The organism is Nonomuraea sp. GTA35, assembly GCF_041950525.1.
In the GTDB taxonomy this organism is placed as follows: Bacteria; Actinomycetota; Actinomycetes; order Streptosporangiales; family Streptosporangiaceae; genus Nonomuraea.
Genome location: NZ_JBGNUV010000001.1, coordinates 1015135 through 1027515, shown reverse-complemented (window position 1 = coordinate 1027515; position 12381 = coordinate 1015135). Strand labels below are relative to the sequence as shown.

Below are 12381 nucleotides of genomic sequence, written 5' to 3'. Positions count from 1 at the left end.
GGAGCGCGCCTGGTGTCACCTCTTCGTGTGCCGGACCGCGCCGTCAGATCCAGTTCTCCTCCTTGGCCCGCAGCGCCGCCTGGAAGCGGTTGTTCGCGCCGAGCCTGGCCATGAGGTCGGCGACGTAGCGGCGGTAGGTGCGTACGGAGATGTCGAGCTCGCGGGCGGCGATCTCGTCCTTGTCGGCCGTCGCCATCACGGTGAGGATCCGCTGCTCCATCTGGGACAGCGCCGGCTCCTCCTCGGGCGGGTCGAGGTGGTGGCGCAGGTCCACGGCGCCCTTCCACAGGCCCTCGAAGTAGATGCAGAGCTGCGAGATCAGCCCCGGCTCGCGCACCAGGAGCGCTCCGGCGGAGTGGTGCGAGGGGTCGATGGGCACGACGGCCACGCTGCGGTCGTACATCAGCATGCGGTCCATGTGCTGGTCGGTGACGCGGATCTCGGCGCCGAGGTTGACCAGCTCTCGCAGGTAGGAGAGCATGCGCGGGTCCTCGACCGCCTTGGGGTGGAAGATCTGCTTGAGCGCCAGGCCGCGGCGCAGCGACCGCTGGTCGAGCGGCAGCGCGGACTCGATCATCACTTCGGTGAACGGGCCGCCGGGGTGCAGGCAGAGCGTCTCCTTGTAGCAGAAGAACGCCAGGTCGTCGAGGCGCTGGCGGACGCGTGCCCCGTCCTCGACCCGCTCGATGTCGAGGATCGAGGCGACCTTGTCGCCCTCCCGCTTGTCCTCCTGGAAGGAGGAGATGGCGTCGCGGGCGCTGAACACCCGCCGGATCTCCGCGTTCAGCTCCTCCAGGCGCTGCTCCACCAGGCGCTCGATGGCGACGCGCGGATCGGTGGCGGTGACGCGGTAGCGGTCGGTGAGATCGAGCATGGACAGCCTGCCGAGCAGGTCCACGGCCTCCTCGACCGTGTCGGGGTCCATGCCGAGCGCCTCGGGCACGGAGCCGACGCCCTCGCCCTTGTGCTTGAGGAAGAAGCGGTAGACCTGTTCCGCCTGCGGGGTGATGCCGATGACCGAGAGATCCATCGCGCGCCTCCTGCCTGCACATGGAGCTCCTGACTCCATCATCGGAGCCGGGGACGCGCCGCGTCCCCTCGCAGCGTGCGGTGTCAGGGAATCGGGCAGGGCAGCACGGTCGCCGACCGGGTGGCTCGGTAGCAGGCCGCGCCGGGGCACACCACCTTGACCACCTGCCCGGCCGGCTCCGGCTCCACCGCGACGGGCTCGTGGCCGAACCGGTGGCCCGCGATCTCCGGCCAGCTCGCCGGGCGCAGCCCGCCGAGCTCGTGCACCAGCGACGTGTCGGCCTCGACGGCCATGCTCTCCAGGTACGCGGCGTAGTCCCCCTCGCGGTGCCACACCGCGAAGCGCCGCATCGAGTCGGGCAGGGGGAGCGTGTGCCACGGCTGCGCCCTGGACGCCATGGCCGCCAGGAACGCCTCGCTCACCGCCGACTTCACCGTACGGTCGGCGGCGACGGCCAGGGCGCCCGCGTCCCCGCCGACGGTCACCAGGGCGACGCTGGCGTCCTGCGCCGACAGCACGAACGCCGACACCCGCAGCCCCAGCCCGGTGGCCGCCGCCATCACCCCTGGTGGCAGCAGCCGGTCGAGCTGCTCCGAGACCCGCAGCAGCGGCCGGCGCGGGTCGGCCCACCACCGTGCGACCACGTCGTGGGCGAAGATCTCGGCGATCGCCTCGGCCACGCCGTGGTCCACCACCCCGCTCGTGGCCGGCTCGACCCGGCACTCCTGCCGCTCCAGCCACACCACCTCGGCGGGCAGCAGGTAGCGGTTGCCGCTCAGCAGGCCCACGCCCGGCACCATGACGCCCGTGCCCTCGGGCGGGCCGTCGACGAAGTCGTCCAGCCGCAGCTCCTTGCCGGAGCGTGCCCGCGTGCCCCGGTCCGGCCGCTCGGCCAGCTCGCGCAGCGCGCGCACCGCCTCGGCCCTGGCCCGCGCGCGGGCCCGGGTGCGCGTCTCGTGCCCGGAGAAGCCGGCCACGATCACCGCCACCTCACCGGTGCCCTCGCCGGCCGCCTCCGCGTAGGCCAGGTGAACGGCGCCGCCCAGGCAGTCGACCACCTCGCCCACGCCGGCGGTCGACCACGAGCCTGCGGACATGGACGCCATTGCCACTCCTCAGCCGGGAAAAGGGATGCCTGCGTGCCTTCAGTACAGGTGGCGCCCGCCACGGCAGTCAACGTGCCGCCCCGCATCGAGCAATCGCAGAGAAGCCCGGCCGCTGACAGCAACCTGCCAGCCACGCCCAGCTTGCTGCCCGGTCCGCCGCTGTCGTTGCGCGGGCGCCCGCGTGCACCGTGGAGGCATGGAATCCTTCAACATCACCACGCGGTTCCTCGGCGGAGGCCGGGCGGACGCCACCGCGCTCATCACCCGTGCCGGGCCGATCAGCTACGGGGAGCTGCGGGCCCTGGCCGGCCAGGCCGGCAACGCGCTGCGCGCGCTCGGGGTGCGCCGCGGCGACCGCGTCCTCATCGCGGCCGGCGACGGCCCGGAGTTCGTCGCCACCTGGTACGGCGCGCAGCAGATCGGCGCGATCACCGCCGAGGTCTACACCTACCTGCGGCCCAAGGACTACCGCTACTTCGTCGACTACACCAAGCCCAAGGTCATCCTGGCCGACCCCGCCGTCCTGGACAACCTGCGCGCCGCGGGCGCGAGCGACCTGCTGGTGACGGGATACCCGCGTGGCGGGCTGCGCGCCGGCGAGCACCACTTCGACACGCTCGTCGGCGCCCAGTCCGACAGGCTCGACCCCGTGCGCGTGGCGCCGGAGGACCCGGCGATCTGGAAGTTCACCACCGGCAGCACGGGAGCGCCGCGCGCCTGCGTGCTGCCGGCGCGCAGCCCGCACCGCAGCTTCGAGTGGTACGCGCGCGGCGTGCTCGGCATCCGGGAGGACGACGTCGTGCTGCCGGTGCCGAAGCTGTTCTTCGGCTACGCCCGGGACCTGGCCGCGCTGTTCCCCTTCGGCGCCGGCGCGGCGGGCGTGGTCTTCCCCGAGCGGAGCAGGGCCGAGACCATCTTCGAGCTGATCGCCGAGCACCGCCCGACGATCCTCGTGAACGTCCCCACCATGATGAGCGCGATGCTCGCCCACCCCGATGCCGCCGGGCAGGACCTGAGCTGCCTGCGGCTGTGCACGTCCGCGGGCGAGCCGCTGCCTCCCGAGCTGCACCGGCGCTGGCTCGACACCTTCGGCGTCGAGGTGGTCGACGGGATCGGCTCGTCGGAGGCGTACCACATCTACCTGTCGAACCGGCCGGGGCGGGTGCGTCCCGGCACGCTGGGCGAGCTGGTGCCCGGTTACCGCGCCAGGGTGGTGGACGAGCACGGCGCTGAGGTCGGCGACGGGCAGGTCGGCCGGTTGGAGATCACCGGTGACACGGTGGCGGCGGAGTACTGGCAGGAGCCGGTCAAGTCGGCGCGCACGTTCGTGGGCGAGCGCACCGTCCTGTCCGGCGACCTGGTCAGCAGGGACGCCGACGGGTTCTACCGCTTCCACGGCAGGGCCGACGACATGCTGAAGGTGGGCGGGGTGTGGATCGCGCCGGCGGAGATCGAGAACTGCCTGCTGACGCATCACGCGGTGCGCGAGTGCGTGGTGGTCGGCGAGCAGGCAGGCGGCCTGAGCAGGCCGCGTGCCTACGTGGTCGCCACCTCGCCGGTCTCCGCGGAGGAGCTGAAGGCGTACGTGCGGGGCAGGCTGGCGCCGCACAAGTTCCCCAGGGAGATCACCCTCGTCCCCAGCCTGCCGCAGACGGCCAACGGCAAGGTCGACCGCCGCGCCCTCGCCGCCTGACCCGCAACCTCCCCGCACCCGCCGCAGGCCCCGACCGCACCACGCAGGTCCGGACCCGCCGCCCTGCGGCTTGCCGCGCCCTCTCCCCCGCCCTCTTGTCCGAGGAACCCCAACCGGAGTACGGCGGGCGGACGCGGTGACGTGCCGGAAGGGGAACGCTCTCAGGCCGCGTTCCGGCGCGGGAACTGGCCGGGACGGCGCCCGGCGCCCGCGGGACCGCGGTAGGCCTGGGCGATGTCCAGCCACCGGTCGGCCTCCTCGCCCACCGCGGAGACCGCGACGTCGGCGCGGTGCCTGCGCCTGGTCACCAGCAGGCAGAAGTCCTCGGCGAGCCCGCTGACACGCTGGTCCGCGTCCTCCGGCCCGTAGGCCCACAGCTCGCCGGCGGGACCGGTGATCTCGAAGCGGAACTCGGTGGCCGGCGGGGTCAGGCCGCGCGACAGGTAGCCGAAGTCCTTGGTGAGCACGGCGAACACCACCAGGTGCTGGAGGCTGGCGCCGCGCCGGAGCGACACGCCGAGCGCGTCGGCGATGTCCTGCCCGTGCGCGAACTGCTCCATGATGCCCGCGCAGGCGAGCACGATCGGCGGGAGCGGGTTGACCAGCCACGGCACGGTCAGGTCCGGCGGCACCGCGCCCAGCCCGGTGACCGCGGCCGCGCGCTGCGCGCGCCACTTGGCCAGCAGGGTGCCGGGCGTGTCGTCGGCGAAGGCCTTGAGCGCGGCGTTCACCGCGCCGTCGAAGTTGTGCTGCGCGTCCTTGGTCATGGCCTGGAACGCCTCGGCGTCCGTGGCCGCCGTGGCCGCCAGCCGGAACACGAACGTCAGGTGCGCGATCTGGTCGGCGATCGTCCACCCTGGAGCGGGCGTGGGTAGCTGCCACTGGGCGGGTTCGAGGCCCGCCACCAGGCTGTCGAGCTGGTCGCCGTCCGAGGCCAGGTCGCCGAGCACGGCGTGGAGTTCGCTCACGGGTTTGTCCTTTCCACCGATGAACCGTTGACTGGAGAAGGCGCGGGCAGCCGGCCGCCGACGCGGCGCGCGGCTGACAGGCTCGCCCACGCGGTGAGCTCGATGAGCGAGCGGTCGTCCTGGCCGGCCCTCCGGCAGGCCTCGACGACGCCGTCGTCCACCTGGTACGGGGCCAGCGCGGTCAGCAGGGCCAGCGTCGCGGCCGGGCGCAGGCCGTCCGGCAGGGCAGCCGTCGCCTCGGTGACCCAGGCCCGGCTCGGCGGCCCCGCCTCCTGAGCCCGGGCGCGGCCGGGAGGTGCCGGGGGCGGGCCGCCCGTCCAGGCCGTCAGCCGTTCCGTCACCAGGTCGCGTACCGGGCCGGGCACCGAGCGCAGCCCGCACGCCTCGATGGCGGCCGACGCCCTGGCGAACGCGTCGGCCAGCGGGCCGCTGCCCGCCCACGCCAGGTCCGGCGGCAGGGGGGCGGCGGGCAGCAGCGGCAGCGACGCGCCGGCCGGCACCGTCCTGCGCGCGGCCGGGCGCATGAGCCGGCCGAAGGCCCGCAGGGCGGGCCCGCGCGCGCGGCGGGGCACCTCCGGAGGCAGCGGCGAGTCCCCGAGGAACACCGTCACCATCCTGTTGAGGTAGTGGAAGGTGACCGCCACCGCGATGAGCTCGGCCTCCAGCGCCGCTGACCGCTCTCCCACCGCCGTGAGCCCGGCCCCCGGTGGCGGCCACTCCCTCTCCGCGAGCAGCCGTGGCTGCAACGCCGGCAGCCGCTGCCCCACCGCGACGGGCTCGCAGGACGGCGGCTGCCCCGCAGCGAGCGGGCCGGCCCGCGACGCCGGCGGCTGCCCCGCCACCGATCGCCGCTCGCCCGTGGCCCGGGCCCACGCCGCCACCGCCGCGAGCCGGGGGTCGTCGTGTCCCCGCAGGCCGCGCAGCGTGGCGTGGTGCACGTCCACGCAGTACGGGCAGGCGTTGGCGGCCGACACCTCGCTCGCCACGACCTCCTTGACGACCCGCGCCGCCGCGTCCCCGCACAGCAGGGACTCGCGCAGCATCATCCAGCACGCCGCCAGCGCCTCGGGCGCGGGTGAATGCAGCAGCACCGGCGGGGCGGCCATGCCGAAGTCCCGTACGAGCTGCGCGTACACCCGCGCCACCAGGCCGCGTGCCGCGCGCGGCGGCACGGGGGACACGTGGCGCACCTGAGCGAGCACGCCGCGCGCCGTCACCAGGGCGAGCATCCTGCCCACGTCACCCTCCCAGGGCGGGCACCAGCGGCGCGGTGCCACGACGGCCGCTGGTGGAGCCGTCGGGTGCGGGCGCGCCGTACGCGACCTCGACCCCGCGTTCCCGGGCCGCGCGGACGATCGCGGGCACCGCGCGCTCGGCGAGCGCGGAGATGGTCATGGCCGGGTTCACCGTCAGCGCGGCCGGCACGGCGGAACCGTCGGTGACGAAGATCCCCGGGTGGCCGCGCAGCTCGTGCCGGTCGTCGAGGGCGGAGGTGCGCGGGTCGTCGCCGATGCGGCAGGAGGCCAGCGGGTGCACCGTGTACGCGCCGACCAGGTCGTTCGTCCACGGCGTCACGGTGGCCAGGCCGTCGCGCTCCAGGATGTCCTTGCACTCGGCGTCGGCCATCGCCCACGCGGCCTGCGTGTTGAGCGTCGGCTTGTAGCTGAGCGTGCCGAGGCCGAGCATCTGCTGCGAGAGCCTGTCGGCGTTGCCGCGCGCCGGCGGCGGGCCGAACACGCCCTCGTTGTCGTCCTCGATCATCTGGAAGATGATCAGCCACTTCTGCCAGTGGCTCAGCATCTCCTTCTTGCCGAGGCCGAACCAGCGCGGGTCCGGGCCGCCGGGCATCGCGAGGATCGTGCCGAGCCCCGGCGGGAAGTAGAGCTGCTCCAGCGAGAAGCGGGTGTACTCGGGCAGCGAGCCGTCCAGCCGGTCCCAGTTGGCCACCGTGGGGCCCTTGCCGATCTGGAACGCCGCCGGGTCGAGCTCCAGCCCGAGCACCTCGCGGACCCGCTCCTCGTTCAGCACCGCAGTGTTGAGCCGCTCGCCGTTGCCGGAGAAGTAGCGGCCCACGGCGTGCGGCATCGGGCCGAGCGCGGCGGCGCTGCGCTGCAGGATGACCGGCGTGGCCGCGGCGCCCGCCGCCAGCACGACCACCTTGGCGTCGATGCTGCCCTCGCCGGCCGTGATCCGGTAGTCCTCGGCGTCGACGAGCTGGTAGTGCACGCGGTAGCCGCCGTCGGGGCTCTTGGCGATGCTCTGCACCTCGTGCAGCGGCCTGATCCGCGCCCCGTGCGCGAGCGCGGCCGGCAGGTAGTTCAGCAGCAGCGACTGCTTGGCGTCGAAGCGGCAGCCGGCCATCATCCAGTTGCAGTTGGTGCAGGCGGCGGTGTCCACGGCGGCGGGCACGGGGTTGGCGGTGCGGCCGGCGTGGCGGCAGGCGGCGGCCCAGAGCCCGCCGGAGTACGACACGTCCTCCCAGCCCTGCCGGGTGATCGCGATCGACTCCGCCACGCGGTCGTACCAGGGGTCGAGCGTGTCCCGGTCGATGGACGACGGCCACATGCGCCGGTTGACGCTGCCGCGCCGCTCGAACACGAAGCGCGGCGCCCTCGGCATCGCGGCGAAGTAGACGACGCTGCCGCCGCCCACGCAGTTGCCGCCGAGCACGCTCATCCCGTCGCCGACCGTGAAGTCGAAGATGCGCGTGTAGGACGAGCCGAGCTTGAAGTCGTGGTCGTACTCGTCGGCGGTCAGCCACGGGCCGCGCTCCAGCATGACCACGCGGGCGCCGCCCGCGGCCAGGTGGTAGGCGATGATCGCGCCGCCGAAGCCGGTGCCGACCACGAGCACGTCGGTGCGCTCGACGCTGTTCATTCGGGACTCCCTGTGTCGGTGGTGCGGGGGTGCAGGTCGGCGAGCTGCCTGCCGTACGACCAGGAGGAGAAGCGCCACAGGCCGTCGGCGCCCGGCCGGGCCAGGCGCATGGAGGTCAGGCCGGGATGCCCGGCGGCGAGCGCGTCGGCGGTGCTGGTGTGCGCCGCCGAGTCGTAGGCCATGTAGCAGAACAGGGACAGCAGCACCCACAGCGACTTGTCGGGGTGGCCGGGCGCGGTGAGGACGCGGACCAGGTCGGTGCGCTGCTCGAAGCTGAGCGCCACGAACGGCGGGACGTCCCCGTCGAGGTCGAGCCCGTGCTGCCCGGCGTGCTCGCGGGCGTGGTCGTTCAGCGCGCGGGCGTAGTCGTCGAGGCTCTGGCTGATGCCGGTGGCGTCCCAGCGGATCAGCTCCATCGCGCCCGCGGCCACCGCGCCGCCGGTGGGGCTGGCGCCGGCCACCGCCCTGTCCTGGCCGGAACGCTTGGCGCCGGGGATGATCGTGTCGGCGAACGCCTCGAGCGTGGTGACGACCCTCGTCTCGTGGTCCGCGGGGAGCTGTGCGCTCATGGGCCTTCCTTAGGTGGATGAGGCGTCCAGCGCGTCCCTCAGGGTGTTCAGCGCGCGGACGGTCTGGCTGCGTACCGTGGATGACTCGTTGCCCAGGACCTGCGCGGTCTCCTCCACGCTGCGGTCCTCCCAGAAGCGGAGGAAGATCGTGGCGCGCTGCCGGGGGCCGAGCCTGGCCAGCGCGTCCCTCAGCACCATGCGCTGGCTCACGGGGATGTACGGGTCGTGGGCGGCGCCGGCCTCCGGCGGCACGCCGAACAGGACCTCCCTGGTCCACCGCGACGACCTGCGGTCGCTGATGAGCAGCCGCGTCATGACGCGGCGCGCGTAGGGCGCCATCCTGTCCCGCCGGTCGAGCTCCCGCCAGCGCAGGAAGATCGTCATGAGTGTCCGCTGGACCAGGTCGTCCGCCTCGTGCCAGTCGTCGGACAGCGCGAAGGCGATGCGCCTCAGCATGGGCCTGGTCTGCTGGACGAAGCGCGTGAATTCTTGTTCGCCCCGCCCTTCAGCCATAATCGCTCCCCCGGTTTTTCCCGTCGGTGATATCCAGAGAATCGATCGGCGTACTGTGCGGCACAACCCCTATCCGCGCGCCTCGCGCCCTTATTCGGGTGGGCACCCCTAATTGCGACCGCTCGACCCCTAATTTCACGCCGTGGCCGCGTCTTCCCGCAGAGGGCGCTCATACGCTCGGATGATGGGCACCTTGCCGGGCCGCCACCGCGGCCCTCCCACGCACTCCGGCCTTCTCCGCCAAGTTGACAACAATCAACAAGGTTTTGCAAGGAAAAACCACCGCGAGATACCGGGCAATGACCCAGCGATTTCCCCGAAATAATTTCGCGAACCATGCAGCATTGCCGCGGGCTCAGCGCGTGTACCTCCGAAAGGCATTTATCGACGCGTTTCCGGAAAACACGCCTCACCGGCCGATCCGGAAGCGGGAGGCCACATGGACGACGTCATTGAACGAGCGGTCATGCGAGTGATCGAGGACATCCAGCAGAACTTCGGTGAGCAGATCACCATCGACGACATGGCGCACACCGCGATGTTCAGCAAGTTCCACTTCTCGCGGGTCTTCCAGCGGGTCACGGGGCTGTCGCCCGGCCGGTTCCTGTCGGCGGTGCGGCTGCGGGAGGCCAAGCGGCTGCTCGCCTCGACCTCGCTGAACATCGCCTACATCAGCCACCAGGTCGGCTACTCCAGCGTCGGCACGTTCAGCAGCCGGTTCACGCGGAGCGTCGGCCTGTCACCCAGCCGGTACCGCCAGGTCCTGGGCGTCTCGGGGAGAAGCCTGGTGGGCGGGGCGAGCCGGTCGCGCGGCGGCGGCGGCACCGCCACCGTCCACGGCACGGTCACCTCGCCGCTGCCCGACAGGCCCGTCTTCGCGGGGATGTTCGTGGGGCAGCTCCTGGAGGGCAAGCCGGCCAGCTACACCGTGCTCAGCCGTCCCGGCCCCTTCGTCATGGACGACGTGCCGGCGGGCCACTGGTACCTGCTGGCGCAGTCGGTGGCCGAGGGCTGCGACGACGCCGTCAACCTGCCGCCCGGCGCCGAGGGCTCGCTGTGCGTGGCGCGCCGCGGGCCGATCGCGGTCGGCGAGCACGGCGACACCCACCGGGCCGACATCACGCTCCGGCCCATGAGCAGCTTCGACCCGCCCCACCTGCTCGCGCTGCGCGACGTGCTGTCCGCGTGGAACCAGGAGGGCGGCGGGTGAAGGCGATCGCTGACGCGCGGGGCCGCGGGCGGTGAGGAGATCACCGCCCGCGGCCCTTTTCAGCACCCGTTCTCAGAGGATCCCGACGGTCATCGGCAGCCCGCCGCGCACCCGCAGCGACAACATCGCCTCGGGCACCGCGGGCCGCCCGGGCAGGCCGGTCAGCCGCAGCTCGCGCGCCACCGAGGCCAGGACGAAGACGGCCTCCATCATCCCCAGGTGACTCCCGACGCAGAACCGCGGCCCGGCGCCGAACGGGATGTAGGCGTACCTGGGCCGGTCCGACCGCGCCTCCGGCGCGAACCGCTCGGGGTCGAACCGCTCGGGCTCCCGCCAGCAGCCCGGATGCCGGTGCAGCGTGTACGGGCTGATCAGCACGTCGGCCCCGGCGGGCACCCGGTACCCGTTCACCTCGTCGCCCGTCACCGCCACGCGGGTCAGCGCCCACACCGGCGGGTAGAGCCGCATGACCTCCTCCAGCACCATCGTGGTGTAGGTGAGCCTGGGCAGGTCGCCGACGGCCGGCGGCCGGTCACCGAGCACGGAGACGGCCTCCTCGCGCAACCGCTCGCGCACGCCCGGATGGCGGTCGATCAGGTGGAAGGCCCACGACAGCGTGCTGGCCGTGGTCTCGTGCCCGGCCAGCAGGATCGTGATCAGCTCGGCGCGCAGGCGGTCGCGGGCGGGCGGCGCCTCGGGGTCCGGGTCCGCGGAGGCGATCAGGCGGGACAGCAGGTCGTCCCCGCCGGTCGGATGCTCGATCCGGTGGGCGATCAGGGCGTCGGCGATCCTGTGCAGCTCGCGGCGTGAGCGGCGGAAGCGCAGGTGGAGCGGGAGCGGCAGCCACAGCGGCACCGCGCCGAGCGTGACCATCTCGAACATCGCCTGGTCCTGGACGCCCTCGAAGGCGTGCCCGATGGACTCGTACGCGCCGAGGTCGGCCTCCAGCAGCGTCCTGCCGAGCACGCCGAGCGTGAGCGCGGTCATCTCGTGCGCCACGTCCACCGGCCCGGCTCCGGCCCGGGCCCGCAGCCGCGCCACGAGCCTGCCCGTCTCCTCGGCGATGACCGTGTCCTGCCCGGCCAGCCGCTTGTTCTGGAAGAGCGGCTGGATCGACTTGCGCTGGTCGCGCCACACCTGGCCGTGGCTGGTCAGCAGGCCGTCGCCGAGGACCCGCCTGGCCTCGGCCAGGCCGAGGCCCTTGCGGTAGCCGGCGTTGTTGTCGGCCAGCACGTGCTTGGCGTGGTCGGGGTGGTTGAACAGGTAGAGGCTCTTGGGGCCGATGGTGAGCTTCACGGCGTCGCCGTACCGGGACACGGCGCCGGACAACATCCCGAGCCGGTCCGAGACGAGCTGCCTGAACAGGGCGGGGCCCGCCCACAGCGGCGGGCCTGGCGGCGCGGCACGCACGCGTGCCCGCGCCGCCTGCGGGAGTTGGGCGACCATCACGCCGCGACCTCTTCGAGCGAGGCGAACCTGCCCCGGTACACCAGCAGCCCGTCACTGCCGGGGCGCTGCCGCATCGACAGCACCTTGCCCAGGAAGATCGTGTGGTCGCCGCCGTCGTAGGCGCGCCACAGGTCGCACTCGAAGCACACGGCGGCGTCCGCGATGAGCGGGACGTCCGTGAGCTCGCCCGGCACCACGTCCACCGCGGCGAACTGGGCCGCGCCCGTCTCGCGGTAGCGGTTGGCGAAGTGCCTGGCCTCGTCTTCCTGGTGGGCGGCCAGCACCGAGACGCCGAAGAAGGAGCTGGCGCCGAGGAAGCGGTGCATCGAGGCCGATTTGGCGACGCAGACCAGCAGCAGCGGCGGGTCGAGCGAGACCGAGGTGAAGGAGTTGGCCGTCATGGCATGAGGGACCGGACCGCCCGTCGTCACCACGGTGACGCCGGTGGCGAAGGCGCCGAACGCGTGACGCAGCGCCGCGGTGTCCGTCAGTGCGGTTGATGAGGAGACGTGCACGCTGACCTCCTGGATCGGCGTCTAGGCTGCGTACGGTTCGAGCGCGCCGACCAGGGCGGGCGGGACCCTGGCCGGGACGGTCCTGGTGTTCGGCCCCCGCATGCAGGCGACCCGCTGCCGGCCACGCGCGACGAGCAGCTCGCCGTCGCCGGGGCCGACACGCACGTAGTCGAAGCCGAACTCGAGCTGGGTCTGGGCGAGCTCGATCAGGCGCATCCTGATGGACAGCTCGTCGAAGGCCGTGATCTCCGCGAAGAACTCGCAGTCGACCTTGAGGGTGAACAGCTTGAGGTCGTCCTGGAGGTCGGCGAGCACCTCGGGCGCGCACTCCTTCAGGAAGATCTCCCTGCACCTGCCCTGCCAGCGCAGGTAGTTGACGTAGTAGACGTTGCCCACGAGGTTGGTCTCCTCGAAACCCACCGTGTGGCGATATTCGAAGTACTTCTCCATC

Annotated in this window: 12 protein-coding genes; 2 read left to right on the top strand and 10 right to left on the bottom strand. The window is 72.8% G+C overall.

The genetic code is table 11. The features are described 5' to 3' along the window. Window positions 1-43: 43 nt before the first annotated feature. Window positions 44-1030, bottom strand: coding sequence for a helix-turn-helix transcriptional regulator (locus ACBJ32_RS04585; protein ID WP_357878305.1), 987 nt, complete (start codon window positions 1028-1030; stop codon window positions 44-46). An 83-nt stretch (window positions 1031-1113) separates the two neighbouring features. After that, on the bottom strand, window positions 1114-2136 hold the full coding sequence (locus ACBJ32_RS04580; protein WP_375125550.1) for a hypothetical protein: 1023 nt from the start codon (window positions 2134-2136) through the stop codon (window positions 1114-1116). A 196-nt stretch (window positions 2137-2332) separates the two neighbouring features. On the opposite strand from ACBJ32_RS04580, the gene ACBJ32_RS04575 reads away from it, so the two are divergent. Further along, window positions 2333-3829, top strand: a complete 1497-nt coding sequence (locus ACBJ32_RS04575) for a benzoate-CoA ligase family protein (protein ID WP_375125549.1) — start codon at window positions 2333-2335, stop codon at window positions 3827-3829. Between the two features lie 161 nt (window positions 3830-3990). On the opposite strand, the gene ACBJ32_RS04570 is transcribed toward ACBJ32_RS04575, so the two are convergent. The 5 genes from ACBJ32_RS04570 to ACBJ32_RS04550 are packed head-to-tail and all read right to left on the bottom strand — an operon-like array spanning window position 3991 to window position 8756. After that, the gene (locus ACBJ32_RS04570; RefSeq protein ID WP_375125548.1) at window positions 3991-4797 is read right to left on the bottom strand and encodes a TIGR03084 family metal-binding protein; all 807 of its coding nucleotides are present in this window, start codon (window positions 4795-4797) and stop codon (window positions 3991-3993) included. After that, window positions 4794-6026 (bottom strand): carboxymuconolactone decarboxylase family protein, encoded by a 1233-nt coding sequence (locus ACBJ32_RS04565; protein WP_375125970.1) that lies wholly within the window; start codon window positions 6024-6026, stop codon window positions 4794-4796. The genes ACBJ32_RS04570 and ACBJ32_RS04565 overlap by 4 nt, the downstream gene beginning before the upstream one ends. Before the next feature lie 10 nt (window positions 6027-6036). Continuing rightward, window positions 6037-7674 (bottom strand): GMC family oxidoreductase N-terminal domain-containing protein, encoded by a 1638-nt coding sequence (locus ACBJ32_RS04560; protein WP_375125547.1) that lies wholly within the window; start codon window positions 7672-7674, stop codon window positions 6037-6039. Continuing rightward, window positions 7671-8243, bottom strand: a complete 573-nt coding sequence (locus tag ACBJ32_RS04555) for a DUF5987 family protein (RefSeq protein WP_375125546.1) — start codon at window positions 8241-8243, stop codon at window positions 7671-7673. Before ACBJ32_RS04555 ends, ACBJ32_RS04560 begins: the two co-directional genes overlap by 4 nt. Window positions 8244-8252: 9 nt before the next feature. Then, the gene (locus ACBJ32_RS04550; RefSeq protein ID WP_375125545.1) at window positions 8253-8756 is read right to left on the bottom strand and encodes a SigE family RNA polymerase sigma factor; all 504 of its coding nucleotides are present in this window, start codon (window positions 8754-8756) and stop codon (window positions 8253-8255) included. Window positions 8757-9195: 439 nt separating this feature from the next. On the opposite strand from ACBJ32_RS04550, the gene ACBJ32_RS04545 reads away from it, so the two are divergent. Beyond that, window positions 9196-9966 carry a helix-turn-helix domain-containing protein gene (locus ACBJ32_RS04545; protein ID WP_375125544.1) on the top strand — a complete coding sequence of 257 codons (771 nt, stop codon included), beginning with the start codon at window positions 9196-9198 and terminating at the stop codon, window positions 9964-9966. A gap of 72 nt (window positions 9967-10038) precedes the next feature. Here the strand turns inward: ACBJ32_RS04545 and ACBJ32_RS04540 are convergent, their stop codons facing one another. Genes ACBJ32_RS04540 through ACBJ32_RS04530 form a run of 3 tightly spaced genes read right to left on the bottom strand, consistent with a single transcriptional unit; the run spans window position 10039 to window position 12380 of the window. Then, window positions 10039-11412, bottom strand: coding sequence for a cytochrome P450 (locus ACBJ32_RS04540; protein WP_375125543.1), 1374 nt, complete (start codon window positions 11410-11412; stop codon window positions 10039-10041). Continuing rightward, on the bottom strand, window positions 11412-11930 hold the full coding sequence (locus ACBJ32_RS04535) for a flavin reductase family protein (RefSeq protein WP_357878332.1): 519 nt from the start codon (window positions 11928-11930) through the stop codon (window positions 11412-11414). The genes ACBJ32_RS04540 and ACBJ32_RS04535 overlap by 1 nt, the downstream gene beginning before the upstream one ends. A gap of 21 nt (window positions 11931-11951) precedes the next feature. Then, window positions 11952-12380, bottom strand: coding sequence for a thioesterase family protein (locus ACBJ32_RS04530; protein WP_253744904.1), 429 nt, complete (start codon window positions 12378-12380; stop codon window positions 11952-11954). Between the last annotated feature and the right edge of the window lies 1 nt (window position 12381).